The organism is Pseudomonas sp. JL27(2026), assembly GCF_056933555.1.
This window is the reverse complement of sequence record NZ_CM167794.1, coordinates 5,434,906-5,460,847: the sequence shown is the minus strand read 5'-3', so window position 1 is coordinate 5,460,847 and position 25,942 is coordinate 5,434,906. Positions and strand designations below refer to the sequence as shown.

Here is a 25,942-nt window from a genome sequence, read left to right as displayed (position 1 = left end):
CTATGCTGACTGACCCACCGCATTCGCGAGCAAGCCCGCTCCCACATTTGATCCTCTTTGTCTGGAGGGCTGGGTTACTTCTTCATAAGGGCAGAACACGCCGCTTTGAAGGCTTCATGCTGATACTTGTTCAGCGTCGCCGGCAGGGCGAAGTCGTGTTTTTTGTTCTGGGCGTTGATCGTCTGCGGTGACAGCAGCGTCACCTCACAATTCTCCAGCAACTGGAAAACCCCTTCGATCTTGAAGGTAGTCGGGCCACCGGCGAATTCGCCCTTTTTGCTGCGCTTTTTGATCGCGATGCGCTCAATGCCGTTGTCGCGTACAAACGCACTGACCTGTGTGGCAAAGGCTTTGACGTTGGCGGCTTCATCGTCATCGTCCAGGGCGATTTTCTTGGTGGCCAAGGGAATGTGGCTTAACGCCTGAGCGTCCAGGGAGGCAACAGCAATGATCGCTTCGCTGCCTTTGATTTCAATACCGCACGTCTTCATGCCAATGCCCTTGGTGAGTGTCTCGCGCCGAACGTCGCGAAAAACGGGCATCTTACCGGCCAGCGTGCGACGCGTGCTGATCAACCTTCGTGAATGCGATTGGCAGAGGCTGTTTCATTGGCATTGCGGATCGCGGCTTTGATCTGCTCGACCTGTTCCGTGCTTCGGGAGAAGGAGGCCCGGATCTCCAGCGCTGCACGGGGTGAGGCCAGTTCCGAGGACCGTGCGCCTAGCACTTCGAGGGTTCTTTTGGCAGCGCCGGTGTCGAGTTCCTGAACGGTGGTGATCAACTGTTTGCGTTGGGGCACCGTGCCGTCGAGCCAATTGGCAAAGTAGGCTTGCTTGCCCTTGCTGTCATCCAGGGACCAAGTACCCTGAGTACTGGCCTGGGCAATCGCGTCAGTCTTTTTCGACGCGGTCACACCCACCTGATTGGCGCCCAGGGCAAAACTGAAGATGAACAGCGAATTGAGCACGAAGAGCACAACGCGTTGCCACAGCACGGTCGCGGTCGCGGCGAACACCACCAGCCCGAACAGAAGGCTGATGCCCAGCCCGGTGTAGTTGGGGGGGACACCAAACTGGTTGACCAGGGTGTTGGTGATGAACATGGTCAGGGAGCCTGCTATCCCTGGGGTCAGCATCGACTTGGGGTTCAGAAACTCCTCATGGGGTTTTTTCTCGGACATGACCGTGGCCTGCTTTGCCTGCGATCAACAAAGCTTAGGCGTTGGCGCGCCGTTGGGGCGTCACTCTTGCCCGATTGACTCCAAAAACTCCGACCGCTCGTCGCTCATCCGCGCGATACAGTCATTCAGCGCAATGGTGTGGGCCTTGCTGCCGGCCGTGGCGGGGAAGGCTTCTACCGCGCAATCGGCGTCGCGGGTCTTCAGCCACTGCTGTTGCGCGGCCTTGAGCTTGCCGGTGATGTCCGTCAGTTGCGCCTTGTTGTTGCCGTAGAGCGTTTGCATGCGTTCGGTCAGGCCCTGGAAGTTGTCGTTCAAGAGCTGTTCGGCGGTGTTCTTGCTATAGGCCGAGCATTCCAGGGTCTGGACGTCGTTTTCGACTGCATCGCAGGGGTTGTTGTCAGCCTCTTCAGCCGCCTGTACGCCGGTCGCTATCAGTGCCAAAGCCAGGAAGATCGTTTTCATTGCGTTGCCGCCCTTGTTCCAGTGATGCAGCGAATTCTGGCCCAAGCGCCGGCCAAAGAACAGACGGGCAAATAGCCCTTGGCGAGACCCTTTGTCGTGGATTGACGCTTTCGGCAATTGCGCTGTCGTTTTTGCACCCGGCTGCCCTGTCCCTCAGGCATATGCTGGCCCCAAAGCGCCGGCACACGATTCGGCGCATGAATCGCCAATAGGGGACAGCCTGATGAGCCCAGCCGAATTGCACGCCGACAGCATCGTTATCGACGGGCTGATCATTGCCAAGTGGAACCGTGAGCTGTTCGAAGACATGCGCAAGGGCGGCCTGACGGCGGCCAACTGCACCGTGTCGGTGTGGGAGGGCTTTCAGGCGACCATCAACAACATCGCCGCCAGCCAGAAGCTGATCCGCGAGAACAGCGACCTGGTGATTCCGGTCAAGACCACCGCCGACATCCGTCGCGCCAAAGAACAGGGCAAGACCGGGATCATCTTCGGCTTCCAGAATGCCCATGCGTTTGAAGACCAGCTCGGCTACATCGAGATCTTCAAGCAGCTCGGCGTGGGGGTGGTGCAGATGTGCTACAACACCCAGAACCTGGTGGGCACCGGTTGCTACGAGCGTGACGGCGGCCTGTCGGGTTTCGGCCGCGAAGTGGTGGCCGAGATGAACCGCGTCGGCATCATGTGCGACCTGTCCCACGTCGGTTCCAAGACCTCTGAAGAAGTCATCCTCGAATCGAAAAAACCAGTCTGCTATTCCCACTGCCTGCCGTCGGGGCTCAAGGAGCACCCGCGCAACAAGTCCGATGAAGAACTGAAGTTCATTGCCGATCACGGCGGTTTTGTCGGCGTGACCATGTTCGCGCCGTTCCTCGCCAAAGGCATTGATTCGACCATCGACGACTACGCCGAAGCCATCGAATACACCATGAACATCGTTGGTGAAGACGCCATCGGTATCGGCACCGACTTCACCCAGGGCCATGGCCAGGACTTCTTCGAAATGCTGACCCACGACAAGGGCTACGCCCGCCGTCTGACCAGCTTCGGCAAGATCATCAACCCGCTGGGCATCCGCACCGTGGGCGAGTTCCCGAACCTGACCGAGACGCTGCTCAAGCGCGGCCACTCCGAGCACGTGGTGCGCAAGATCATGGGCGAAAACTGGGTGAGCATCCTCAAAGACGTCTGGGGCGAATAACGCTTTCCACAGACCGCCGCCGATCTGCCCCCTCTCCCTCTGGGAGAGGGCTGGGGTGAGGGCCGCGGCCACCACCGAACCGAATATTTTCTGGAGTTAAGTTTCCATGGCCAAAATCGCCCCGCAATTGCCTATTGAAGTCGACAGCGAAACCGGTGTCTGGACCTCTGACGCCCTGCCGATGCTGTATGTGCCGCGCCACTTCTTCGTCAACAACCACATGGGCATCGAAGAAGTCCTGGGCGCTGAGGCTTACGCGGAGATTCTCTACAAGGCTGGCTACAAATCCGCCTGGCACTGGTGCGAAAAAGAAGCTGAATGCCATGGCCTGGAAGGCGTCGCGGTGTTCGAACACTACATGAAGCGCCTGTCTCAACGCGGCTGGGGCCTGTTCAAGATCCAGGACATCGACCTCGACAAAGGCACTGCCAGCGTCAAGCTCGAACACTCGGCGTTCGTCTACGTGTACGGCAAGGTCGGGCGCAAGGTCGACTACATGTTCACCGGCTGGTTTGCCGGTGCCATGGACCAGATCCTGCAAGCGCGCGGCAGCAAGATCCGCACCGTCGCCGAACAGGTTTACGGTGGCTCCGAAGAAGGCCACGACGACGGTTTGTTCACCGTCAAGCCGTTGTAAGTCGAGGACCCCGCCATGGCTTTCGAAGCAATGTTCCAGCCGATCCAGATCGGCAAACTGACGATCCGCAACCGCGTGCTCAGCACCGCGCACGCGGAGGTTTACGCCACCGATGGTGGGATGACCACCGACCGGTACGTGAAGTATTACGAAGAGAAAGCCAAGGGCGGGATCGGCCTGGCGATTTGCGGCGGTTCCTCCAGCGTGGCCATCGACAGCCCGCAGGGCTGGTGGAAGTCGGTCAACCTGGCCGACGACCGGATCATCCCGCACTTCCAGAACCTGGCCGACGCCATGCACAAGCATGGCGCCAAGATCATGATCCAGATTACCCACATGGGCCGCCGCTCGCGCTGGGACGGCGAGCATTGGCCGACCCTGCTGTCGCCGTCGGGCATCCGTGAGCCGGTGCACCGCGCGACCTGCAAAACCATCGAGCCGGAAGAAATCTGGCGGGTGATCGGCAACTACGCCACCGCGGCTGGCCGTGCCAAGGCCGGTGGCCTGGACGGTGTTGAACTGTCGGCGGTGCACCAGCACATGATCGACCAGTTCTGGAGCCCACGCGTCAACAAACGTACCGACGAATGGGGCGGCAGCTTCGAGAACCGCATGCGTTTCGGCCTGGAAGTACTGAAGGCAGTACGCAAGGAAGTCGGCCCGGATTTCTGCGTCGGCATCCGCCTGTGCGGTGACGAGTTCCACCCGGACGGCTTGTCCCACGAGGACATGAAGCAGATCGCCAAGTATTACGACGATACCGGCATGATCGACTTCATCGGCGTCGTAGGCTCGGGTTGCGACACCCACAACACCCTGGCCAACGTGATCCCCAACATGAGTTATCCACCGGAGCCGTTCCTGCACCTGGCGGCCGGTATCAAGGAAGTGGTCAAGGCCCCGGTGCTGCACGCGCAGAACATCAAGGACCCGAACCAGGCAACCCGCATTCTGGAGGGCGGCTACGTGGACATGGTCGGTATGACCCGCGCCCACATCGCCGACCCGCACCTGATCGCCAAGATCAAAATGGGCCAGGTCGACCAGATCAAACAATGCGTCGGTGCCAACTATTGCATCGACCGCCAGTACCAAGGCCTGGACGTGCTGTGCATCCAGAACGCCGCGACCTCCCGTGAATACATGGGCGTGCCGCACATCATCGAGAAATCGACCGGTGTGAAGCGCAAGGTCGTGGTGGTCGGTGCCGGCCCTGCCGGGATGGAAGCTGCACGCGTGGCGGCCGAACGGGGCCACGACGTGACCCTGTTTGAGAAGAAAGAATTCATCGGCGGGCAGATCACCACCGCCTCGAAAGCCCCGCAACGGGACCAGATTGCCGGCATCACTCGCTGGTTCCAGCTTGAGCTGGCACGGTTGAAAGTCGACCTGCGCCTGGGCGTAGCGGCGGATGCGGCGACCATTCTCGACCTGCGTCCGGACGTGGTGGTGCTCGCCGTCGGCGGTCATCCATTCCTGGAGCAGAACGAACACTGGGGCGCGGCTGAAGGCCTGGTGGTCAGCAGCTGGGACATCCTCGACGGCAAAGTGGCGCCGGGCAAGAACGTGCTGGTCTACGACACCATTTGCGAATTCACCGGCATGTCGGCTGCAGACTTCCTAGCCGACAAGGGCAGCCAGGTCGAGATCGTCACCGACGACATCAAGCCGGGTGTGGCCATCGGCGGTACGTCGTTCCCGACTTACTACCGCAGCATGTACCCCAAAGAAGTGATCATGACCGGGGACATGATGCTGGAGAAGGTCTATCGCGAAGGCGACAAGCTGATTGCCGTGCTGGAAAACGAATACACCGGCGCCAAAGAGGAGCGGGTGGTGGACCAGGTGGTAGTGGAAAACGGCGTGCGGCCGGACGAAGAAATCTACTACGCGCTGAAGGAGGGCTCGCGCAACAAAGGCCAGATGGACATCGAAGCCTTGTTCGCGATCAAGCCGCAGCCTTGTCTGAGCGAAGCCGGTGATGGCTATCTGCTGTTCCGCATCGGCGACTGCGTGGCCCAGCGCAACACCCACGCGGCGATCTATGACGCGTTGCGGTTGTGCAAAGACTTCTAACGGCTTGCACATAACCCTGTGGGAGCGGGCTTGCTCGCGAAAGCGGTGGATCAGTCGACATCAATATTGAATGTCAGTCCGCCTTCGCGAGCAAGCCCGCTCCCACAGGAACCGAGTAAGGCATCTCGACCTGCAAGACCCCGAGGTCTTTGGGAGCAACACCTATGTTGAACACCCTTCTTCCCATCCTGCTGTTTGCTGCCCTGGGCCTGGCTGTCCTGGGCGCACTGCGGCGGGTGGCTATGTGGCGCCGGGGCCGGGCCTCCAAAGTCGACCTGATCGGCGGCCTGCTGGCCATGCCCAAGCGCTACATGGTCGACCTGCACCACGTCGTCGCGCGGGACAAATACATCGCCAATACCCACGTCGCTACGGCCGGTGGCGCGGTGGCATCCGTCGTGCTGGCGATCCTGGTTCACGGGTTTGGCTTGCATAACCGCTTCCTCGGTTATGCACTGTTGTTGATGACTGCGGTGATGTTCGTCGGTGCGATCTTTGTGTACCTGCGCCGGCGCAACCCACCGGCCCGTTTGTCCAAAGGCCCGTGGATGCGCCTGCCGAAAAGCTTGCTGGCGTTCTCTGCGTCGTTCTTCCTGGTGACCCTGCCGGTGGCAGGCATCCTCCCGGAGAACTTCGGCGGTTGGGTGGTGGCGGTGATCCTCGGTATCGGTGTGCTGTGGGGCGTCTCGGAGCTGTTCTTCGGCATGACTTGGGGCGGGCCGATGAAGCACGCCTTCGCCGGCGCCTTGCACCTGGCCTGGCACCGCCGCGCCGAACGTTTTGGCGGTGGTCGTTCCACCGGTTTGAAACCGCTGGATCTCAACGATCCAAACGCACCGCTCGGCGTGGAAAAACCCAAGGATTTCACTTGGAACCAACTGCTGGGTTTTGACGCCTGTGTGCAGTGCGGTAAATGCGAAGCCGCGTGCCCGGCGTTCGCCGCCGGCCAGCCGCTGAACCCGAAAAAACTGATTCAGGACATGGTCGTCGGCCTGGCCGGTGGTACTGATGCCAAGTTCGCCGGCAGTGCCTATCCGGGCAAGGCTATCGGCGAGCACGCCGGTAACCCGCATCAACCGATCGTCAACGGTCTGGTGGACGCCGAGACCCTCTGGTCCTGCACCACGTGCCGGGCATGCGTTGAAGAATGCCCGATGATGATCGAGCACGTGGACGCCATCGTCGACATGCGCCGTTACCTGACCCTGGAAAAAGGCGCGACGCCGAACAAAGGCGCCGAAGTCCTGGAAAACCTGATCGCCACTGACAACCCTGGCGGTTTCGCGCCGGGCGGGCGGATGAACTGGGCGGCGGACTTGAACCTGAGCCTGCTCAGCGAGAAGAAGTCCGTCGACGTGCTGTTTTGGGTCGGCGACGGGGCGTTCGACATGCGCAACCAGCGTACCTTGCGCGCTTTCGTCAAAGTGCTGAAAGCCGCGAACGTCGACTTTGCGGTACTGGGCCTTGAAGAGCGTGACAGTGGCGACGTGGCCCGACGCCTGGGCGACGAAGCGACCTTCCAGCTGTTGGCCAAACGCAACATCCAGACCCTGGCCAAATACAGCTTCAACCGCATCGTCACCTGCGACCCGCACAGCTTCCACGTGCTGAAAAACGAATACGGCGCCTTCGACGGCAACTACCTGGTGCAGCACCACAGCACCTATATGGCGGAAATCATCGTCGCGGGCGCGCTGAACCTCGGCCAGCACAAAGGCAGCAGCGTGACCTATCACGACCCGTGCTACCTGGGCCGCTACAACGGCGAATACGAGGCGCCGCGCCAAGTGCTGCGGGCGCTGGGGATCGAGGTCAAGGAAATGCAACGCTCCGGTTTCCGCTCGCGCTGCTGCGGCGGTGGTGGCGGTGCGCCAATCACCGACATCCCGGGCAAGCAACGGATTCCCGACATGCGCATGGAAGACATCCGCGAAACCGGTGCCGAACTGGTGGCGGTGGGTTGCCCACAGTGCACCGCGATGCTCGAAGGTGTGGTCGAGCCACGCCCCTTGATCAAAGACATCGCCGAACTGGTGGCCGATGCGTTGCTTGAAGACGCGGCGCCCAGCAAGTCACCGGCACCGATCAAACGTGAACCTGCGGAGGCCCACTGATGAGTGACATTATCCGCCGCGATCCGCGAGCCGAATGGATCGCCCGCAACCGATTGCATCCGCTGCACGCGGCCATGCAACCGGTGCAACACAGCTGGATGGGCCCCAACGGCGTCATTCGCAAGAACCCTCACGGCATTGGTTTCATCGGCCCCAACGGCATCAAGCGGATTGACCGCAGTGGTGCGCAGCAAGGTGGGGCGGCCAAACGTACGGCGGCGGTTGAAGTGCAATTGCCGCTGCATCAGGTGGCTGCACCTGCGTTCTACATCAGTGTGGTGCCGGACATGGTCGGCGGCCGCTTGAGCAGCCACGACCGGGATTTGCTCGGGCTGGCCCATCAGTTGGCCGGCAAGGACGGCGCTGTGTTGGCAGTGGTTTTCGGAGAACACAAAGAAAATGCCTTCGCCACTGCGGGTGTTGACCGCCTGTTGGTGCTCGATGGCGACGAATTCTCAGGTTATGCACCGGAACAACGGGTGCAGGGGCTGCGAGCTGTGGATAACCAGTTCAGCCCTCGTCACTGGCTGCTGCCGGACAGCCGCAGCGGTGGCGGTGAGCTGGGTCGACGCTTTGCCGCCGCCCTGGGCGAGCGCCCGGCCACGCGGGTCTGGCAGGTCAAGGATCAGGCGTGCATCGGCCGCGCCGGTGCTGGTCTGCAAGACCTCGCGCGCCCGGTCGCACGGTTGATTCTGGCAGCGGTGGAGTGCGCCGAGCCGGTCAGCGAAACCCGTCACGAAGCCTTGCCGGTGGAGTTATCCACAACCGTGGCGCGCAGCCTGTCGCGCATCGAAGATTTGGGCGCGGTGGCGGTGGACCCGGCGGCGATCCCCATGGCCGAGGCCGAGTTCATTTTCTCGGGCGGCAACGGGGTCAAGGACTGGGGACTTTTCCACAGGACCGCCGAGGCGTTGGGCGCAACCGAAGGTGCCTCGCGGGTCGCGGTGGATGACGGCTTCATGGCCCGCGACCGTCAGGTCGGTGCGTCCGGCACCTGGGTCACCGCTCGAGTGTACGTGGCGGTGGGGATTTCCGGGGCGATCCAGCACCTGCAAGGCATCGGTGCCTGCGACAAAGTGGTGGCGATCAACCTCGATCCTGGTTGCGACATGATCAAACGCGCCGACTTGTCGGTGATTGGTGAGAGCGCCGAAATTCTTCAAGCCTTGATCGCGGCGGTAGCGGCTTACCGCAACGAGGCCAAGCGCGATGCGGCTTAAGGGAAGGAAAGGGTTATGAGTACTCATGTCATCAGCCTGGTGTCCATCGGTGCCCACCCGACGTCCGGTCGGCCCCGGCGCGCCGAGCAGGATGCGCGGGCGGTTGAACTCGGCCTGCAGCTGGCCGGGGATAACCTGCAAGTGCTGCACGCAGGCGACGTCGCAGAACCTGCGCTGCGCGCATACCTGGGCATGGGCCTGGAACAACTGCACGTGCTGGAGCAACCGGAAGGCGCGGATGCGCTGCCAGCGCTGACCGCGTACTTGCGCGATGCCGGGGCGCAGGTGGTGCTGACCGGCAGCCAGGCGGAAACCGGTGAAGGCTCGGGCATGTTGCCGTTTTTGCTGGCGGAAAGCCTGGGCTGGCCGCTGGTGGTCGGGCTGGCGCAGGTTGAATCCATCGACGGTGGTTCGGCCCTGGTGCTGCAAGCCTTGCCCCGTGGCCAGCGTCGACGCCTGAAAGTGCGCCTGCCGTTTCTCGCCACTGTGGATAACGCTGCGCCCAAGCCTCGGCAAAGCGCGTTCGGCCCGGCCCGGCGCGGGGTGTTGCAGGCGGAAGACGTGGAAGTGGTCGAAGACGACTTGCTCATAGTCTCCACGCTGCAACCGGCCAAACCACGACCCAAGCGCTTGAAAGTGATCAAGGCCAAAAGCGGCGCTGACCGCATGAAAGCAGCGACGGCCAAAGCCAGTGGCGGCGGCGGACAAGTGCTCAAAGGCGTGACCGCGCAAGCGGGCGCCGAAGCGATTCTCAAGTTGTTGATCGAAGAAGGTGTCGTCCGCTGACAGACAACCAATACAGATCTAAATGTGGGAGTCCGGGCCTGATCGCAGGAAAACCTATTAGAACTGCTAGTGTCGGTTTTATTGATGGTTTGTTAGGGTACTGAACAGTTGGTACCCGCTTATGCCTTCAGGGCTGCTCAGTGTCCAGACTCCGAAGCAGACGTGAAACGGCGGGTTGCTCAGGACTCTTCAAGGACGCTGCTGATGCCCATCGCCCACCCGGCTCGACGTACGGAACAGCTGTTTCCCCGGACCTTATTGCTGGCTACGGACCTGCAACAAAGCGTTCTCGCCGAACTGGACCGCAGTGGCCCGAATCCCTTCGCGTATTCCCCCTATGGCTTGCAAAGCGGTCTGAAGCAATCCCGAACCCACCTTGGTTTCAATGGGCAGCTCAAAGAGCGTTCTACCGGCCGTTATCACCTGGGCAATGGTTATCGAGTCTATAACCCAGTGTTGATGCGCTTTCACAGCCCTGATCGGCTGAGTCCTTTTGGTAAGGGGGGGATCAATGCGTATGCCTATTGCAACGGGGACCCTCTCAACTTCACGGATCCGACAGGTCAGTACCTGGTGGCTATTTTTTCGATCGTTCAGCGAGGTTTGACCGTAGCACTGCACTCCGTGGTTCAGGCTGCCATGATCTTCGGGCCCAAGGTTTCCGGGGTTGAATTACATGCCACGCGTTTCAGTCTGGCCGGGTCTGTTGGTAGTGTTGTCGGGGTAACCATGCAGTTAGCGGGATTCCAGAGCGGACAATTCGTCAGTACCGCAGGGACAACGGTCTTGTTGGCGGGCGCTGCAACGCGCGGTGTTGTTGCGCTCAAGAGCGCCTACCAAAGCAACGTACTGTGGAAAACAGTCAAGGCTAACGTCAAAAACATAGTGGGATTACCTGATTCGGCAACGCCCGTTATACCTCCATCTTCGTTGGAGATGGTGACGTCGGTAGCGGCTTCCAGGATCAGGAATTCCTAGGGAGCATCTACCGCCAGATGGATCTTGGTCGTATTGCCCGCTCGGCTTTTTCCGATAGCCTTGGTTTCACCACTGGCAGCCCCGGCGCTGTGCTGATGGGCTTTGACGTAACGGCCATCAATGAACGCCCACTCAAGGTCTGGCTCGTTCACCACCCGAAAGTCTCGGGCAGGTCTCGCCAGGGACAACCGACGCGCATGCGATAGAGCATGCCTTCTACCGTCATCCGTAAATCGCGCTTGTTATAGATGGACTCTTGAAGCCACGTCAGCGAAAAGCAGCGCTGGCGAAGCGACAGGGGCGAGTTGAGCCTGTCGGGACATACCCGGTTGATCACCTACAGGGACTACCCGGACTTTACGATCCCGCCATCCATGCTGCTCGGGCGGTACGTGCCGTCGCTTTTGCTCGGGTGGCGGGGATTCAGTGATTATGAGTTGAATCAGGATATCGCCTCGGGTCGGTCGTGTTTCAACGGGCGTTGATCGTGGTTACCCACAATCCCTGTTAGCGCTTCTGTGGATAACATGTTCGCCCTTCGCTACACCCCATACAAACCAGGCCCTGCAAGCCTTCGTACAAAAAACAACCAGTCTAACCTACGGTTTTTACACGCTTTTAACGGTGGATAAGGTTTGGCGCTGGCCAATACTTGCCCCCAATCTCTGTTGGCGCTTCTGTGGATAAGATGTTCGCTAACTGCTGTAAGCCATACAGAACGGGGCTTTCAAGATTTTGGTTAATAACTGACCAAATGCTGTGTTCTGTCCCTGTTCTGTCACTCAAACCCGCGAAATATGCAGCCTGGACGCAGTTTTCCACAAAGCAGGGCAGGTGCTGTGGAGTTGCCCCCAAAGTCTGTTGGCGCTTCTGTGGATAAGGTGTTTGCGATCCGCTACGAGCCATACGAAACGTGGCTCTCACGGGGTTGATCAAAAAACATCCAGCTGCTGCCTAAAACCCTGCTTCTGGATAAGTCACGGTTTTTCTTCAGTTTCTGTTGAGAAAACTTCCGGCCTTTCCACAGTTGTCCCCATTAGCTGTGGGTGGAGGTGTGGATAACTTGTTCGCTAAAGGCTGCAAGCCACGCGCAGCATAGGCCTGAACGCAATAGATCATATTTCGTACAGTTCTAAAGACCAGGAGAGTGTATTCAGGGGAGGGATGTGGTGACTGGTAGGACGCTTTCGCGAGCAAGCCCGCTCCCACACTTGACCGGTTCGTTCACTGAGTTTGTGAACACCTCCGATCCAATGTGGGAGCGGGCTTGCTCGCGAAGCTTTGGATCTTAGCCGTGAACCGGCACGCCCTTGAGGTAAGGCGCAGGCTCGGCCCCGAGGTTGTTCAGCAGGCGTTCGCTGTACCAGTCCACGAAGTTCACCACGCCAAACTCATAAGTCTTGGAGTACGGGCCTGGCTGGTACGCGGTGGAGTTGATCCCGCGCTGGTTCTCTTCGGCCAGGCGACGGTCCTCGTTGTTGGTCGCATCCCAGACTTCACGCATGCGGTCGACGTCGTAATCCACGCCTTCGACCGCGTCCTTGTGCACCAGCCATTTGGTGGTGACCATGGTTTCCTGTGCGCTGATCGGCCACACGGTGAACACAATGATGTGATCGCCCATGCAGTGGTTCCACGAGTGTGGCAGGTGCAGGATGCGCATCGAGCCCAGGTCTGGGTTCTGAATGCGGCCCATGAGCTTTTTGCAGGCTTGCTTGCCGTCCAGGGTCATCGACACGGTGCCCTTGAGCAGCGGCATGCGCACGATGCGGTTGCGCAGGCCGAAGCTTGCGTGAGCGTAAGGAATCTTCTCGGCTTCCCAGGCAGCGGCAGACGCAGCGACGTGGTCCTTGAATGCCTGGTCGGCGCGCGGGTCGGTCACGTCGTCCCATTCCAGCAGGGTTTTGAGCAGGGCCGGGTGCGAGGCGTTGCAGTGATAGCACTCGCGGTTGTTTTCCAGCACCAGTTTCCAGTTGGCCTGTTCTACCAGGGTGGTTTGCACCGCCACCTTGGTGTTCTCCATGTCGTACGGTTCCATGTAATGGTTCAGTGTCGCCAGGAAGTCATCGATGGCCGGTGGGTTTTGCGCCAGGCTGATGAAGATGTAGCCGCCGGCCGTCTTCACGTTCACCGGTTTGAGGCCGTACTGCTTCATGTCGAAGTCGTCGCCCATCTCGCTGCCGGCGAACAGCAGGCGACCGTCCAGCTCGTAGGTCCACTGGTGGTAATGGCAGACCAGTTTGGCGACTTTGCCTTTTTCGCTGGTGCACAGCCGTGAGCCCCGATGGCGGCAGACGTTATGGAACGCATGCACCACGCCTTCGGCACCGCGAATCACGATGATCGGGTTTTTGCCGATCTGCAGGGTCAGGTAATTGCCCTTGGTCGGGATTTCGCAGGTCATGCCGGCGATCAGCCACTCTTTCTGGAAGATCTCCTGCATGTCGATATCGAACAGGCGCTCATCAGAGTAGAACGGCTGTGGCAGCGAGAAGGTGCGCTCGCGCTCTTGCAGCATCCGGGCGGTGGCCTTGCGTGCGGGTTCCAGTGGATCGCCCAGGCTCAGGGTAGTGGTGACGTCCATCGATTCAGTCCTCATGGCCATTCTGTGTGGCCGGCGAAAGTGGCTACGGTTAGTGCAACGCAAGGCATAAAAACAGCGTTTGTCTGTTGAGCCGAGTGTGGGGCCGCTGTCGGCCAGAACCTTATCCATGGGCGACATGGCCCAATCTGTTCCCGACGCCCAACCCCCGGTGGTTGGGGGCTGGTCGCGATAAGCATGTGAATGTCGCAGATAGGTAAACGGGTGTTCTGCGCTATACGCAGAATCGGCAACATGAGGCCGACAGTCGGCCGTGGAGATCAGCATGTCCAACAGCTTCCTGAACCCGGTAACCACCCAGACCTGGGCCAATGGCCGACACATCGTCCGTTGCGTCAAAGTCATCCAGGAAACCTGGGACGTGCGCACCTTCTGCTTCATGGCCGACCAGCCGATCATGTTCTTCTTTAAACCAGGGCAGTTCGTCACCCTGGAACTGGAGATCGAAGGCCAGCCGATCATGCGCTCGTACACGATTTCCAGCTCGCCATCGGTGCCTTACAGTTTTTCGGTGACCATCAAGCGCGTGCCGGGCGGCAAGGTTTCCAACTGGCTGCATGACACCCTGCACGAAGGCCAGGAGCTGGCGGTGCACGGGCCGGTCGGGCTGTTCAACGCGATGGATTTCACCGCGCCGAAAGTGCTCTACCTCAGCGGCGGCGTCGGGATCACCCCGGTCATGTCCATGGCGCGCTGGTTCTACGACACCAACGGCAACGTCGACATGGTGTTTATCCACAGCGCCCGTTCGCCCAAAGACATCATTTATCACCGCGAGCTGGAGCATATGGCTTCGCGGATCGACAACTTCAGCCTGCACCTGATCTGCGAAAAACACGGCTTGGGTGAACCCTGGGCCGGGTATCGCGGCTACCTGAACCACAAAATGCTTGAGCTGATGGCGCCGGACTTCCTGGAACGGGAAGTCTTCTGCTGCGGCCCGACGCCGTACATGCACGCGGTCAAACGCCTGCTCGAAGCCGCCGGTTTCGACATGACGCGTTATCACGAGGAGTCCTTCGGCGCCACGCCGCCCGAGGCCCGTGCCGATGCCGTCGAACAAGCCGAACAAGCGGCCGATGCCCCGGAGATCGACGTGGCCGACCTGCATCAGGTGGAATTCACCGCGTCCGGCAAGAGCATCCGCGTGGCGCCGGGCGAAACCGTCCACGCCGCTGCGGCCAAGCTTGGGCTGCTGATTCCCAAAGCGTGCGGGATGGGCATCTGCGGCACCTGCAAGGTGATGAAACTGGGTGGGGAGGTCGAGATGGACCACAACGGCGGGATCACCGAGGAAGACGAAGCCGAAGGGTTCATCCTGTCGTGCTGCAGCGTGCCGAAGGGGGATGTGCGGATCGAGTTTTGAGCCGCGCCAATGCCTTGTGGGAGCGGGCTTGCTCGCGAAGGCGTCAGGTCAGTCAACATCTGTGTTGGATGACACACCGCATTCGCGAGCAAGCCCGCTCCCACAGGGTTCGCATTTCAGTCGACAAACAGGTCGGGCATCAGTTTATCGGTGGAGTCCGGTTCAAATCGATAGTGTTCGAACTCCGTGGCACCGTGTTCGCGAAGTATTTCCTCATCAATCAGCAACCGCCCGGTGATGCTGCGACCAGTGCTATCAAGAATGATGTGCGCCGCATCCGCCATAATCGCTGGCGTGCGCGCATGCTTGAACGACTCCCGCGAACCGAGCTGAAACTCGATGGCAGCGGTGGCGATCATGGTTTGCGGCCATAACGAATTGACACTGATGCCGTAAGCCTTGAATTCCTCGCTCATGCCCAGGGTCAGCATGCTCATGCCGTACTTGGTCACGGTGTAGGGGCTGTATTGGGCGAACCATTTGCTTGCCAGGTTCAACGGCGGGGAAAGGTTGAGGATGTGCCCGCCGGTCTTCTTCAGATAGGGCAGGGCAGCCTGACTGCACAGCAGCACGGCGCGAGTGTTGATCTGGTGCATCAGGTCGAAACGCTTGAGTTCGATGTGCGCAACCCCGGTCAACTTGATCGCCCCGGCATTATTGACCAGTGCATCGATGCCGCCAAAATGCTCGTTGGCCTTGACCATCGCCTGATGTACGGCGGCCTCGTCGCGCACATCCACCTGCAAGGCCAGGGCTTTGCCTCCCGCGTCTTCGACTTCCTTCGCGACGCTGAAGATGGTGCCGGGCAGCTTGGCGTGCGGTTCGGCGCTCTTGGCCGCAATCACGATGTTGGCCCCGTCCCGCGCTGCTCGCAGCGCAATCTCACGACCGATCCCACGGCTGGCGCCGGTAATGAACAGGGTTTTGCCTTGTAAGGACATGCGTGCGCTCCTGATTATTATTGTCTGAGCGAATGGAACGGCTCGTCAGTCAATGTAGACCAAGACGCTGTGGTGAGTGGTGAGTGAGCTTTTGTGGCGAGGGAGCTTGCTCCCGCTGGGCTGCGAAGCGGCCCCAACTACTGAAAATGCGGTCTGTCAGGCAGACCGCATTGGCTGGTTTTACGACGGCTGCGCCCCAGCGGGAGCAAGCTCCCTCGCCACAGGAGGATGCAGATAGATATCAGTGGGACATCACTTCCCGGATATCCGCCGCCAATTCGCGCACGCGGTCTTCTTCGGTGTCCCATGAACACATGAAGCGTGCACCGCCGTCGCCGATGAAGGTGTAGAAGCGCCAGTTGCGGGCAGTCAGTGCGGCGATGGCCGGTTCCGAGAGTTGCAGGAACACGCCGTTGGCTTGCACCGGGAACATCAGTTCAACGCCAGGGATGTCGCTCACCAGCTCAGCCAGCAACTGCGCGCAGTGGTTGGCGTGGCGGGCGTATTTGAGCCAGGCGTCGTTTTCCAGGATGCCGACCCACGGCGCCGACAGAAAGCGCATCTTTGACGCAAGCTGCCCGGCCTGCTTGCAGCGGTAGTCGAAGTCTTCGGCCAGTTTCTGGTTGAAGAACAGAATCGCTTCCCCCACCGCCATGCCGTTTTTCGTACCGCCGAAGCACAACACGTCGACCCCGGCCTTCCAGGTCAGGTCGGCCGGCGAGCAGCCAAGGAATGCACAGGCGTTGGAAAAACGCGCGCCGTCCATGTGCAGGTTCAGGCCCAGCTCTTTACAGGTGGCGCTGATGGCGCGGATTTCTTGCGGGGTGTAGACGCTGCCGACTTCCGTCGCTTGGGTCAGGGTCACGACGCGTGGTTTCGGGTAGTGGATGTCCTGGCGCTTGAGGGCGACCTCGCGGATCGACTCCGGCGTCAGCTTGCCGTTTACGGTGCGGGCGGTGAGCAGCTTGGAGCCGTTGGAGAAGAATTCCGGCGCGCCGCATTCGTCGGTTTCGACGTGGGCGGTTTCCGAGCAGATCACGCTGTGGTAACTCTGGCACAGCGACGACAGGGCCAGGGAGTTGGCGGCGGTGCCGTTGAAGGCGAAGAACACTTCGCAGTCGGTTTCGAACAGTTTGCGAAAATCGTCCGAGGCGCGTGCGGTCCACTCATCGTCGCCATAGGCGCGTTGGTGGCCATGGTTGGCCTGTTCCATGGCAGCCCAGGCTTCAGGGCAGATACCGGAGTAGTTGTCGCTGGCGAATTGTTGGCTCTTGTCGGTCATGGCCTGCTTCCGTGGTCGATGATGGTGCGCACTGTACCCAAGATTGCCGGGAGAACACACGCGATGTGTCTGTCAGAAAAATACAAAGTCTGTGGGCAATTATGCACATGACGACACGCGACGGCGCGCTGGATCTGCTCAAGTGGCTGGCGCTGCTGTGCATGGTGCTCGATCACCTGCGTTATGTCGGTTTTTCGCTGGAGGTGCTGTATGTGCCCGGCAGGCTGGCCTTTCCCTGGTTCTGCCTGGCCATGGCGGCCAATCTGTCGCGGGCACGCACGGCGACCACCGGCAGTCAGTGGCGTTACCTGGGCTGGTTGTTGCTGTTTAGTGCGCTGAGCGAAATCCCCTACCGGCTGTACATTCCTGATCCCGACACCTTAAACGTGTTGCCCACCCTGGCGCTGGGCCTATTGGTGGCACGTGGCTGGCAGGATCGAACGCTGGCATCGCGACTGTTGGCCGTGGTTGCCCTGGTGATAGGCGGACTGTTCTCGCCGCGACTGATGTTCGGTTTTTTCGGGGTGCTGCTGCCGTTGGCCCTGCTGCTGGTGATCAGGCGTCCCTGGTATTTCAGCCTGTTGCCGGGGCTGCTGTGCCTGGCGGCGAACCAGTGGCAGGTGCTGTATTACGCGAGCCGGCTGGGCAACAGCATTGCGGTCTTCGGGGTTGGCGCCTGTCTGATTGCGCCATTACTGGGTCTGTTGCTGTTACGACACGCCGGCCGGCTCAAGCCACCACCGATGCGCCGCTGGGCGTATGCGCTCTATCCCGCGCATTTCCTCATGTTATTGGCCATACGCCAGCTCATCGCCTGACCCTTTCCCTGTGGGAGCGGGCTTGCTCGCGAAGGTGTCAGGTCAGTCAACACCCGTGTCGGATGACACACCGCATTCGCGAGCAAGCCCGCTCCCACAGGGGGATCTCTGCTGGTTCGAGGACCGTGTCTGGTCAGCCATTTCGGCCCATGTCGTAAACGCACCTTTGCGTGGCGTCCATAGGCATTTGACTACTCGAAGCCGGTCATACCATCGCATCCAAAGGGCACTGCCTTAGTGCAGAGGCCTCACCGAGACGAATGGCGCACCGCCGCCGCTGGGAGAGACGCGATGTTCAGCAAGCAAGACCAGATCCAGGGTTACGACGATGCACTGCTGGCGGCGATGAATGCCGAGGAGCAACGCCAGGAAGATCACATCGAGCTGATCGCGTCAGAGAACTACACCAGCAAACGCGTGATGGAAGCGCAAGGCAGCGGCCTGACCAACAAATACGCCGAAGGTTATCCGGGCAAGCGTTACTACGGCGGCTGCGAGCACGTCGACAAAGTCGAGGCGCTGGCCATCGAACGCGCCAAGCAGCTGTTCGGTGCCGATTACGCCAACGTCCAGCCGCACTCCGGCTCGTCGGCCAACAGCGCCGTTTACCTGGCCCTGCTGCAAGCCGGCGACACCATTCTCGGCATGAGCCTGGCCCATGGGGGTCACCTGACCCACGGCGCCAAGGTGTCGTCCTCGGGCAAGCTGTACAACGCCGTGCAGTACGGCATCGACACCAAAACCGGCCTGATCGACTACGACGAAGTCGAGCGTCTGGCCGTCGAATGCAAGCCGAAAATGATCGTCGCCGGCTTCTCGGCTTACTCCAAGACTCTGGACTTCCCACGTTTCCGTCAGATCGCCGACAAGGTGGGTGCGCTGCTGTTCGTCGACATGGCGCACGTTGCCGGTCTGGTCGCTGCCGGCCTGTACCCGAACCCGCTGCCGTATGCCGACGTGGTGACCACCACCACCCACAAGACCCTGCGCGGTCCGCGTGGCGGCCTGATCCTCGCCAAGGCTAACGAAGAAATCGAGAAAAAGCTCAACGCGGCAGTCTTCCCCGGTGCCCAGGGCGGCCCGCTGATGCACGTGATCGCCGGTAAGGCGGTGTGCTTCAAGGAAGCGTTGGAACCAGGCTTCAAGGTTTATCAGCAACAGGTGATCGACAACGCCCAGGCGATGGCCAGCGTGTTTATCAAACGTGGCTACGATGTAGTGTCCGGCGGTACCGATAACCACTTGTTCCTGGTGAGCCTGATTCGTCAGGGCCTGACCGGCAAAGAAGCGGACGCAGCACTCGGTCGCGCCCACATCACCGTGAACAAAAACGCCGTGCCGAACGATCCACAGTCGCCGTTCGTGACCTCGGGCCTGCGCATCGGCACCCCGGCGGTCACCTCGCGAGGCTTCAAGGTCACCCAGTGCATTGAACTGGCCGGCTGGATCTGCGACATCCTCGACAACCTCGGCGACGCCGACGTCGAGGCCAACGTTGCCAAGCACGTAGCGGCCCTGTGCGCGGACTTTCCGGTTTATCGCTGAGCGCGGTTTTGGAGTAAATGACTATGCAACGCTACTCAGGCTTCGGCCTCTTCAAACACTCCCTCAGCCACCACGAAAACTGGCAGCGGATGTGGCGCACGCCGACTCCGAAGAAAGTCTACGACGTGGTCATCGTTGGCGGCGGCGGGCATGGTCTGGCGACCGCCTATTACCTGGCCAAGGAGCACGGCATCACCAACGTGGCCGTGGTCGAAAAAGGCTGGCTGGGCGGCGGTAACACTGCGCGCAACACCACCATCGTGCGTTCCAACTACCTCTGGGACGAGTCGGCGCACCTGTATGAACACGCGATGAAACTCTGGGAAGGCCTGTCCCAGGACCTGAACTACAACGTGATGTTCTCCCAGCGCGGCGTCTACAACCTGTGCCACACGCTGCAGGACATCCGTGATTCCGAGCGTCGGGTCAGCGCCAACCGCCTCAACGGCGTCGACGGCGAACTGCTCACCGCCCAACAAGTGGCCGACGAGATTCCGTACCTCGACTGCTCGAAAAACACCCGCTACCCGGTGATGGGTGCGACCGTCCAGCGTCGCGGTGGCGTGGCCCGTCACGATGCCGTGGCGTGGGGCTTTGCCCGTGCGGCAGACGCCTTGGGCGTGGACCTGATCCAGCAGACCGAAGTGATTGGTTTTCGCAAGGAAAACGGCGTGTGCATCGGTGTCGAGACCAACAAGGGCTTCATCGGCGCCAAGCGCGTCGGCGTGGTCACGGCCGGTAACTCCGGGCACATGGCCAAACTGGCCGGGTTCCGTCTGCCGATCGAATCCCACCCGCTGCAAGCGCTGGTGTCCGAGCCGATCAAGCCGATTATCGACAGCGTGATCATGTCCAACGCCGTGCACGGTTACATCAGCCAGTCCGACAAGGGCGACCTGGTGATCGGCGCGGGTATCGACGGCTACAACGGCTACGGCCAGCGTGGTTCGTACCCGGTGATCGAACACACCATTCAGGCCATCGTCGAGATGTTCCCGGTCTTGTCCCGCGTACGCATGAACCGCCAGTGGGGCGGCATCGTCGACACCACGCCGGACGCGTGCCCGATCATCTCGAAAACCCCGGTGCCGAACATGTTCTTCAACTGCGGTTGGGGCACCGGTGGCTTCAAGGCAACACCTGGCTCGGGCAACGTGTTTGCCGCAAGCCTGGCCAAGGGTGAAATGCACCCGTTGGCGGCACCTTTCTCCATCGACCGTTTCCACAACGGTGCGTTGATCGACGAACACGGCGCTGCTGCCGTCGCCCACTAACAGGAGACCTTTCCTATGTTGCATATCTTCTGTCCTCACTGCGGCGAACTGCGCTCCGAAGAGGAATTCCATGCTTCCGGCCAGGCGCATATCCCGCGCCCGCTGGACCCGAATGCCTGCACCGACGAGGAGTGGGGCGACTACATGTTCTTCCGTGACAACCCGCGCGGGTTGCACCACGAACTGTGGATTCACGCCACCGGTTGCCGCCAGTACTTCAACGCGACCCGCGACACCGTGACCTATGAAATTCTCGAAACCTACCTGATCGGCACCAAGCCACAGTTCACCGACAAGGCAGACAGTCCGAAAGTGGCCGCGCAGGCTCTGGGAGCGAAGGTATGAGCCAGATCAATCGCCTGTCCAACGGTGGACGGATCGACCGCAACAAAGTTCTCAGCTTCACCTTCAATGGCCAGAGCTACAAAGGCTTTGAAGGCGACTCCCTGGCCGCTGCACTGCTGGCCAATGGTGTCGACATCATCGGTCGCAGCTTCAAGTATTCCCGGCCACGCGGCATTTTTGCGGCCGGCGCCGAAGAACCGAACGCGGTGCTGCAGATCGGCGCCACCGAAGCCACGCAGATTCCCAACGTACGCGCCACGCAACAAGCGCTGTATCAGGGGTTGGTCGCCACCAGCACCAACGGCTGGCCAAGCGTGAACAACGACATGATGGGGATTCTCGGCAAGGTCGGCGGCAAGTTGATGCCGCCGGGTTTCTACTACAAAACCTTCATGTACCCGCAATCGTTCTGGATGACCTACGAGAAGTACATTCGCAAGGCCGCAGGTTTAGGCCGTTCGCCGACCGAGAACGATCCGGACACCTACGACTACATGAACCACCACTGCGACGTGCTGATCGTCGGCGCTGGCCCGGCTGGCCTGGCGGCGGCACTGGCGGCTGCGCGCAGCGGCGCCCGGGTGATCCTGGCCGATGAGCAGGAAGAGTTCGGCGGCAGCCTGCTCGATTCCCGCGAAAGCCTCGACGGCAAGCCCGCCACCGAGTGGGTCGCCAATGTCATCGCTGAACTGAAAGACACCCCGGACGTGCTGCTGTTGCCGCGTGCGACCGTCAACGGTTACCACGACCACAACTTCCTGACTATTCACGAGCGCCTCACCGATCACCTCGGCGACCGCGCCCCGATTGGCCAGGTGCGCCAGCGTATCCACCGGGTGCGCGCCAAACGCGTGGTCCTGGCGACCGGCGCCTGTGAGCGTCCGCTGGTCTACGGCAACAACGATGTGCCGGGCAACATGCTGGCCGGTGCGGTCTCCACCTACGTGCGTCGCTACGGCGTAGCACCGGGTAAAAAACTGGTGCTGTCGACCAACAACGACCATGCCTACCGCGTGGCGCTGGACTGGCTCGACGCCAGCCAGCAAGTGGTGGCCATTGCCGATGCGCGGAGCAACCCACGCGGTGCGCTGGTGGAAGAAGCACGGGCCAAAGGCATCCGCATCCTGACCGGCAGCGCGGTAATCGAAACCCGTGGCAGCAAACACGTGACGGCGGCCCGCGTGGCGGCCATCGACGTCAAGGCGCACACCGTCACCAGCCCAGGCGAATGGCTGGACTGCGACCTAGTGGCCAGTTCCGGCGGCTACAGCCCGGTGGTTCACCTGGCCTCACACCTGGGCGGCAAACCGACCTGGCGCGAAGACATCCTCGGTTTTGTGCCGGGCGAAGCACCGCAGAAGCGCGTGTGCGTTGGTGGTATCAATGGCGTCTACGGCCTCGGCGACTCGCTGGCCGACGGTTTCGAAGGCGGCGCACGTGCCGCTGCCGAAGCCGGGTTCAAAACGGTCGAAGGCGTGCTGCCCAAAGCCCTGAGCCGTCATGAAGAACCAACGCTGGCGCTGTTCCAGGTGCCGCATGAAAAGAGCACTGCACGGGCACCGAAGCAATTCGTCGACCTGCAGAACGACGTCACCGCAGCCGCCATCGAACTGGCGACCCGCGAAGGCTTCGAGTCGGTCGAACACGTCAAGCGCTACACCGCGCTGGGCTTTGGCACCGATCAGGGCAAACTCGGTAACGTCAACGGCCTGGCCATTGCCGCCCGTTCGCTGAACGTGACCATCCCGCAGATGGGCACCACCATGTTCCGCCCGAACTACACGCCGGTCACATTTGGCGCGGTAGCCGGCCGTCACTGTGGGCATATCTTCGAGCCGGTGCGTTACACCGCGCTGCACGCCTGGCATGTGAAGAGCGGCGCCGAGTTCGAAGACGTCGGCCAGTGGAAACGCCCTTGGTACTTCCCGAAAAACGGCGAAGACCTGCATGCCGCCGTCAAGCGCGAATGCCTGGCCGTGCGTGAAAGCGTCGGCCTGCTGGATGCTTCCACCCTCGGCAAGATCGACATTCAAGGGCCCGATGCCCGTGAGTTCCTCAACCGCATCTACTCCAACGCCTGGACCAAGCTCGACGTGGGCAAGGCCCGCTACGGCCTGATGTGCAAGGAAGACGGGATGGTCTTCGATGACGGCGTAACCGCCTGCATCGGCGACAACCATTTCCTGATGACCACCACCACGGGCGGCGCGGCACGCGTGCTGCAGTGGCTGGAAATCTACCAACAGACCGAATGGCCAGACCTGAAGGTGTACTTCACCTCGGTCACCGACCACTGGGCAACCATGACCCTGTCGGGGCCGAACAGCCGCAAGCTGCTCAGTGAAGTCACCGACATCGACCTGGACAAGGACGGCTTCCCGTTCATGACCTGGAAAGAGGGGCTGGTGGGTGGTGTGCCGGCGCGGGTGTTCCGGATTTCGTTTACCGGTGAGCTGTCGTACGAAATCAACGTGCAGGCCGACTATGCGATGGGCGTGCTGGAAAAAATCGCCGAGGCCGGCAAGAAGTACAACCTGACGCCGTACGGCACCGAAACCATGCACATCCTGCGGGCAGAGAAGGGGTTCATCATCGTCGGCCAGGACACCGACGGCTCGATGACCCCGGACGACCTGAACATGGGCTGGTGTGTGGGCCGCACCAAACCGTTCTCGTGGATCGGCTGGCGTGGTATGAACCGCGAAGACTGCGTGCGTGATCAGCGCAAACAGTTGGTCGGCCTGAAGCCAATCGACCCGACCAAGTGGCTACCGGAAGGCGCGCAACTGGTGTTCAACACCAAACAAGCGATCCCGATGAGCATGGTCGGCCACGTGACGTCCAGTTACGCCCACAACTCCCTCGGCTATTCGTTTGCCATGGGCGTGGTCAAGGGTGGCTTGAAGCGCATCGGCGAGCGGGTGTTCGCACCGCTGGCCGACGGCAGCGTGATCGAGGCGGAAATCGTTTCTTCGGTGTTCTTCGATCCGAAGGGTGATCGCCAGAGCATCTAGTGGCTCTAGATCTTGTGGATGGGCAATGACATCGAGTCGGCCCATTCGCGAGCAAGCCCGCTCCCACAGGGAAACGCGGTCGAATGTGGGAGCGGGCTTGCTCGCGAAGACGGCAGCCCAGTCACCACAAGGGTTGAGACCAACCGCACAACAGAATTCAAGACAGGTGTTCTATGACCACAGTCAACGTTTACCAACAACGCCCAACCACCGGGGCCAAGGCCGAGTCGTCGCTGCATCATGCAGACCTCGCCAGCCTGGTGGGCAAGGGCCGTAAGAACGCCGGTGTCACCGTGCGCGAGAAGAAACTCCTGGGCCACCTGACCATTCGTGGCGATGGCCACGATGCCGCGTTCGCCGCTGGCGTACACAAGGCCCTGGGCATTGAGTTGCCAGGTGCACTGACCGTCGTAGTCAAAGGCGAAACCAGCCTGCAATGGCTGGGGCCGGACGAGTGGCTGCTGATCGTGCCCACCGGTGAAGAGTTCGCCGCCGAGCAAAAACTGCGTGAAGCCCTGGGCGACCTGCACATCCAGATCGTCAACGTCAGCGGTGGCCAGCAGATTCTTGAGCTGAGCGGCCCGAAAGTCCGCGAAGTGCTGATGAAGTCCACCAGTTACGACGTGCACCCCAACAACTTCCCGGTGGGCAAGGCCGTGGGCACGGTGTTCGCCAAGTCGCAACTGGTGATCCGCCATACCGCTGAAGACACCTGGGAACTGCTGATCCGCCGCAGCTTCTCTGATTACTGGTGGCTGTGGTTGCAGGATGCGGCAGCGGAATACGGGCTTAACGTTCAGGCTTAAGCGCTCCGACGGTGGTGGTCTTGCGGTTTGTGTTCGACCTGCAAAACCACCCTTCACCCTAACCCTTTCCCCAGGGGGGACTGGTCGGTGGTGCTGTTGCTATCTCCAGTCGAGGCGGATTTTCAGGTCGCAGTAATACCCGAGAACAACTCGGTCAGTCCCCTCGCCCTCCGGGAGAGGGCTAGGGTGAGGGGCTGCAATCTCCCTGACACCCTAAACAACGAACAGGAGTCACCACACGATGAGCCGCGCCCCAGACACATGGATCCTGACCGCCGATTGCCCGAGCGTCCTGGGCACGGTCGATGCGGTGACCCGCTTTCTGTTCGAGCAGGGCTGCTACGTCACGGAGCACCATTCCTTCGATGACCGGCTCTCGGGCCGCTTCTTCATTCGGGTTGAATTCCGTCAACCCGAGGATTTCAACGAGCAGGCGTTCCGCGCAGGGCTGGCCGAGCGGACCGATGCCTTCGGCATGATCTTCGAGCTGACGCCGCCGCACCACCGGCCCAAAGTGGTGATCATGGTTTCCAAGGCGGATCACTGCCTCAACGACTTGCTCTATCGCCAGCGCATCGGCCAATTGTCGATGGACGTGGTGGCAGTGGTGTCCAACCACCCGGACCTCAAGCCGTTGGCCGACTGGCACGGGATTCCCTATTACCACTTCCCCCTGGACCCGAACGACAAGCCCTCGCAAGAGCGCCAGGTCTGGCAAGTGATTGAAGACTCTGGCGCCGAACTGGTGATCCTCGCCCGTTACATGCAGGTGCTGTCGCCAGAGCTGTGCCGCAAACTCGATGGCAAGGCGATCAACATTCATCACTCGTTGCTGCCCGGTTTCAAAGGGGCCAAGCCGTATCACCAGGCCTACAACAAAGGCGTGAAACTGGTCGGCGCCACGGCGCATTACATCAACAACGACCTGGACGAAGGCCCGATCATCGCCCAGGGCGTGGAAGCGGTGGATCACAGCCATTACCCCGAAGACTTGATCGCCAAGGGGCGGGACATCGAAGGGCTGACGCTGGCCCGGGCGGTGGGGTATCACATTGAACGGCGGGTGTTTCTCAACGCCAACAGAACAGTAGTTCTTTAGATTTTTGGGGCCGCTTCGCGACCCATTCGCGAGCTAGCCCGCTCCCACAGGGGATTTGTGTCAGTACACAGATCCCGGACACATCCCAGATCCAATGTGGGAGCGGGCTTGCTCGCGAAGAGGCCCTCCCAAACAACACAAAAGCACACAGGCAATAAACCCGAGCAATCAACGCGCCGCCGATCCAGGGCGACGC

Annotated in this window: 21 protein-coding genes and 3 pseudogenes; 17 read left to right on the top strand and 7 right to left on the bottom strand. The window is 60.8% G+C overall.

Annotation, left to right across the window (positions count from 1 at the left end):
* Window positions 1-74: 74 nt before the first annotated feature.
* The 3 genes from AC1Z1G_RS24980 to AC1Z1G_RS24970 all read right to left on the bottom strand — a co-directional run bounded on the left by AC1Z1G_RS24980 (window position 75) and on the right by AC1Z1G_RS24970 (window position 1,642).
* Window positions 75-491 carry a DUF3010 family protein gene (locus tag AC1Z1G_RS24980; protein ID WP_483627985.1) on the bottom strand — a complete coding sequence of 139 codons (417 nt, stop codon included), beginning with the start codon at window positions 489-491 and terminating at the stop codon, window positions 75-77.
* 80 nt (window positions 492-571) lie between these two features.
* Window positions 572-1,180: a hypothetical protein gene (locus AC1Z1G_RS24975; RefSeq protein WP_483623036.1), complete on the bottom strand. Its 609-nt coding sequence runs from the start codon at window positions 1,178-1,180 to the stop codon at window positions 572-574.
* Between the two features lie 60 nt (window positions 1,181-1,240).
* Window positions 1,241-1,642, bottom strand: a complete 402-nt coding sequence (locus AC1Z1G_RS24970; RefSeq protein ID WP_483623034.1) for a lysozyme inhibitor LprI family protein — start codon at window positions 1,640-1,642, stop codon at window positions 1,241-1,243.
* A gap of 223 nt (window positions 1,643-1,865) precedes the next feature.
* On the opposite strand from AC1Z1G_RS24970, the gene AC1Z1G_RS24965 reads away from it, so the two are divergent.
* The 7 genes from AC1Z1G_RS24965 (at window position 1,866) to AC1Z1G_RS24935 (ending at window position 10,654) form a co-directional block, all read left to right on the top strand.
* Complete coding sequence (locus tag AC1Z1G_RS24965) at window positions 1,866-2,843, top strand: dipeptidase (protein ID WP_483623032.1); 978 nt, start codon at window positions 1,866-1,868, stop codon at window positions 2,841-2,843.
* A 106-nt stretch (window positions 2,844-2,949) separates the two neighbouring features.
* Window positions 2,950-3,480, top strand: a complete 531-nt coding sequence (locus AC1Z1G_RS24960) for a DUF5943 domain-containing protein (protein WP_007947752.1) — start codon at window positions 2,950-2,952, stop codon at window positions 3,478-3,480.
* Between the two features lie 15 nt (window positions 3,481-3,495).
* Window positions 3,496-5,556: a dimethylglycine demethylation protein DgcA gene (dgcA, locus tag AC1Z1G_RS24955; protein WP_483623030.1), complete on the top strand. Its 2,061-nt coding sequence runs from the start codon at window positions 3,496-3,498 to the stop codon at window positions 5,554-5,556.
* Between the two features lie 164 nt (window positions 5,557-5,720).
* The gene (gene dgcB, locus AC1Z1G_RS24950; protein WP_483623028.1) at window positions 5,721-7,670 is read left to right on the top strand and encodes a dimethylglycine demethylation protein DgcB; all 1,950 of its coding nucleotides are present in this window, start codon (window positions 5,721-5,723) and stop codon (window positions 7,668-7,670) included.
* The gene (gene etfA, locus AC1Z1G_RS24945) at window positions 7,670-8,890 is read left to right on the top strand and encodes an electron transfer flavoprotein subunit alpha (protein WP_483623026.1); all 1,221 of its coding nucleotides are present in this window, start codon (window positions 7,670-7,672) and stop codon (window positions 8,888-8,890) included. Before dgcB ends, etfA begins: the two co-directional genes overlap by 1 nt.
* 15 nt (window positions 8,891-8,905) lie before the next feature.
* A complete protein-coding gene (etfB, locus tag AC1Z1G_RS24940) occupies window positions 8,906-9,676 on the top strand; it encodes an electron transfer flavoprotein subunit beta (RefSeq protein ID WP_483623024.1) in 771 nt (256 codons plus the stop codon).
* 204 nt (window positions 9,677-9,880) lie between these two features.
* Window positions 9,881-10,654: an RHS repeat-associated core domain-containing protein gene (locus AC1Z1G_RS24935; RefSeq protein WP_483623022.1), complete on the top strand. Its 774-nt coding sequence runs from the start codon at window positions 9,881-9,883 to the stop codon at window positions 10,652-10,654.
* A gap of 2 nt (window positions 10,655-10,656) precedes the next feature.
* On the opposite strand, the pseudogene AC1Z1G_RS24930 reads toward AC1Z1G_RS24935, so the two are convergent.
* Window positions 10,657-10,952: pseudogene (locus tag AC1Z1G_RS24930) on the bottom strand (transposase); the annotation flags it as partial.
* Here AC1Z1G_RS24930 and AC1Z1G_RS24925 point away from each other — a divergent pair.
* A pseudogene (locus AC1Z1G_RS24925) lies at window positions 10,951-11,139 on the top strand (hypothetical protein); the annotation flags it as partial. The pseudogenes AC1Z1G_RS24930 and AC1Z1G_RS24925 sit on opposite strands and share 2 nt — an antisense overlap.
* Before the next feature lie 803 nt (window positions 11,140-11,942).
* Here AC1Z1G_RS24925 and gbcA read toward each other — a convergent pair.
* Window positions 11,943-13,238, bottom strand: a complete 1,296-nt coding sequence (gene gbcA / locus AC1Z1G_RS24920; protein WP_483623021.1) for a glycine-betaine demethylase subunit GbcA — start codon at window positions 13,236-13,238, stop codon at window positions 11,943-11,945.
* Window positions 13,239-13,521: 283 nt separating this feature from the next.
* On the opposite strand from gbcA, the gene gbcB reads away from it, so the two are divergent.
* Window positions 13,522-14,622: a glycine-betaine demethylase subunit GbcB gene (gene gbcB / locus AC1Z1G_RS24915; RefSeq protein WP_347902406.1), complete on the top strand. Its 1,101-nt coding sequence runs from the start codon at window positions 13,522-13,524 to the stop codon at window positions 14,620-14,622.
* A pseudogene (locus tag AC1Z1G_RS24910) lies at window positions 14,603-14,734 on the top strand (metal ABC transporter ATP-binding protein); the annotation flags it as partial. The gene gbcB and the pseudogene AC1Z1G_RS24910, both read left to right, overlap by 20 nt.
* Before the next feature lie 4 nt (window positions 14,735-14,738).
* On the opposite strand, the gene AC1Z1G_RS24905 reads toward AC1Z1G_RS24910, so the two are convergent.
* A complete protein-coding gene (locus AC1Z1G_RS24905) occupies window positions 14,739-15,563 on the bottom strand; it encodes an SDR family oxidoreductase (protein WP_483623020.1) in 825 nt (274 codons plus the stop codon).
* Window positions 15,564-15,804: 241 nt separating this feature from the next.
* Window positions 15,805-16,845, bottom strand: a complete 1,041-nt coding sequence (locus AC1Z1G_RS24900; RefSeq protein WP_483623019.1) for a threonine aldolase family protein — start codon at window positions 16,843-16,845, stop codon at window positions 15,805-15,807.
* 101 nt (window positions 16,846-16,946) lie between these two features.
* Here AC1Z1G_RS24900 and AC1Z1G_RS24895 point away from each other — a divergent pair, with 101 nt between their 5' ends.
* The 7 genes from AC1Z1G_RS24895 (at window position 16,947) to purU (ending at window position 25,746) form a co-directional block, all read left to right on the top strand.
* A complete protein-coding gene (locus AC1Z1G_RS24895; protein WP_483623017.1) occupies window positions 16,947-17,663 on the top strand; it encodes a TraX family protein in 717 nt (238 codons plus the stop codon).
* A gap of 291 nt (window positions 17,664-17,954) precedes the next feature.
* Complete coding sequence (glyA, locus tag AC1Z1G_RS24890) at window positions 17,955-19,208, top strand: serine hydroxymethyltransferase (protein WP_483623016.1); 1,254 nt, start codon at window positions 17,955-17,957, stop codon at window positions 19,206-19,208.
* 23 nt (window positions 19,209-19,231) lie between these two features.
* On the top strand, window positions 19,232-20,482 hold the full coding sequence (locus AC1Z1G_RS24885) for a sarcosine oxidase subunit beta (protein WP_071553033.1): 1,251 nt from the start codon (window positions 19,232-19,234) through the stop codon (window positions 20,480-20,482).
* Window positions 20,483-20,497: 15 nt separating this feature from the next.
* On the top strand, window positions 20,498-20,827 hold the full coding sequence (locus tag AC1Z1G_RS24880; protein ID WP_483623015.1) for a sarcosine oxidase subunit delta: 330 nt from the start codon (window positions 20,498-20,500) through the stop codon (window positions 20,825-20,827).
* Complete coding sequence (locus tag AC1Z1G_RS24875) at window positions 20,824-23,841, top strand: sarcosine oxidase subunit alpha (RefSeq protein ID WP_483623014.1); 3,018 nt, start codon at window positions 20,824-20,826, stop codon at window positions 23,839-23,841. The genes AC1Z1G_RS24880 and AC1Z1G_RS24875 overlap by 4 nt, the downstream gene beginning before the upstream one ends.
* A gap of 173 nt (window positions 23,842-24,014) precedes the next feature.
* Window positions 24,015-24,647: a sarcosine oxidase subunit gamma gene (locus tag AC1Z1G_RS24870; protein WP_483623012.1), complete on the top strand. Its 633-nt coding sequence runs from the start codon at window positions 24,015-24,017 to the stop codon at window positions 24,645-24,647.
* 241 nt (window positions 24,648-24,888) lie between these two features.
* The gene (gene purU, locus AC1Z1G_RS24865) at window positions 24,889-25,746 is read left to right on the top strand and encodes a formyltetrahydrofolate deformylase (protein WP_483623011.1); all 858 of its coding nucleotides are present in this window, start codon (window positions 24,889-24,891) and stop codon (window positions 25,744-25,746) included.
* Window positions 25,747-25,942 lie beyond the last annotated feature (196 nt).

Coding starts and splice junctions, on each gene's coding strand:
- AC1Z1G_RS24980 (WP_483627985.1), bottom strand. CDS start 491: ATGAAGACGTGCGGTATTGAAATCAAAGGCAGCGAAGCGATCATTGCT.
- AC1Z1G_RS24975 (WP_483623036.1), bottom strand. CDS start 1,180: ATGTCCGAGAAAAAACCCCATGAGGAGTTTCTGAACCCCAAGTCGATG.
- AC1Z1G_RS24970 (WP_483623034.1), bottom strand. CDS start 1,642: ATGAAAACGATCTTCCTGGCTTTGGCACTGATAGCGACCGGCGTACAG.
- AC1Z1G_RS24965 (WP_483623032.1), top strand. CDS start 1,866: ATGAGCCCAGCCGAATTGCACGCCGACAGCATCGTTATCGACGGGCTG.
- AC1Z1G_RS24960 (WP_007947752.1), top strand. CDS start 2,950: ATGGCCAAAATCGCCCCGCAATTGCCTATTGAAGTCGACAGCGAAACC.
- dgcA (WP_483623030.1), top strand. CDS start 3,496: ATGGCTTTCGAAGCAATGTTCCAGCCGATCCAGATCGGCAAACTGACG.
- dgcB (WP_483623028.1), top strand. CDS start 5,721: ATGTTGAACACCCTTCTTCCCATCCTGCTGTTTGCTGCCCTGGGCCTG.
- etfA (WP_483623026.1), top strand. CDS start 7,670: ATGAGTGACATTATCCGCCGCGATCCGCGAGCCGAATGGATCGCCCGC.
- etfB (WP_483623024.1), top strand. CDS start 8,906: ATGAGTACTCATGTCATCAGCCTGGTGTCCATCGGTGCCCACCCGACG.
- AC1Z1G_RS24935 (WP_483623022.1), top strand. CDS start 9,881: ATGCCCATCGCCCACCCGGCTCGACGTACGGAACAGCTGTTTCCCCGG.
- gbcA (WP_483623021.1), bottom strand. CDS start 13,238: ATGGACGTCACCACTACCCTGAGCCTGGGCGATCCACTGGAACCCGCA.
- gbcB (WP_347902406.1), top strand. CDS start 13,522: ATGTCCAACAGCTTCCTGAACCCGGTAACCACCCAGACCTGGGCCAAT.
- AC1Z1G_RS24905 (WP_483623020.1), bottom strand. CDS start 15,563: ATGTCCTTACAAGGCAAAACCCTGTTCATTACCGGCGCCAGCCGTGGG.
- AC1Z1G_RS24900 (WP_483623019.1), bottom strand. CDS start 16,845: ATGACCGACAAGAGCCAACAATTCGCCAGCGACAACTACTCCGGTATC.
- AC1Z1G_RS24895 (WP_483623017.1), top strand. CDS start 16,947: ATGCACATGACGACACGCGACGGCGCGCTGGATCTGCTCAAGTGGCTG.
- glyA (WP_483623016.1), top strand. CDS start 17,955: ATGTTCAGCAAGCAAGACCAGATCCAGGGTTACGACGATGCACTGCTG.
- AC1Z1G_RS24885 (WP_071553033.1), top strand. CDS start 19,232: ATGCAACGCTACTCAGGCTTCGGCCTCTTCAAACACTCCCTCAGCCAC.
- AC1Z1G_RS24880 (WP_483623015.1), top strand. CDS start 20,498: ATGTTGCATATCTTCTGTCCTCACTGCGGCGAACTGCGCTCCGAAGAG.
- AC1Z1G_RS24875 (WP_483623014.1), top strand. CDS start 20,824: ATGAGCCAGATCAATCGCCTGTCCAACGGTGGACGGATCGACCGCAAC.
- AC1Z1G_RS24870 (WP_483623012.1), top strand. CDS start 24,015: ATGACCACAGTCAACGTTTACCAACAACGCCCAACCACCGGGGCCAAG.
- purU (WP_483623011.1), top strand. CDS start 24,889: ATGAGCCGCGCCCCAGACACATGGATCCTGACCGCCGATTGCCCGAGC.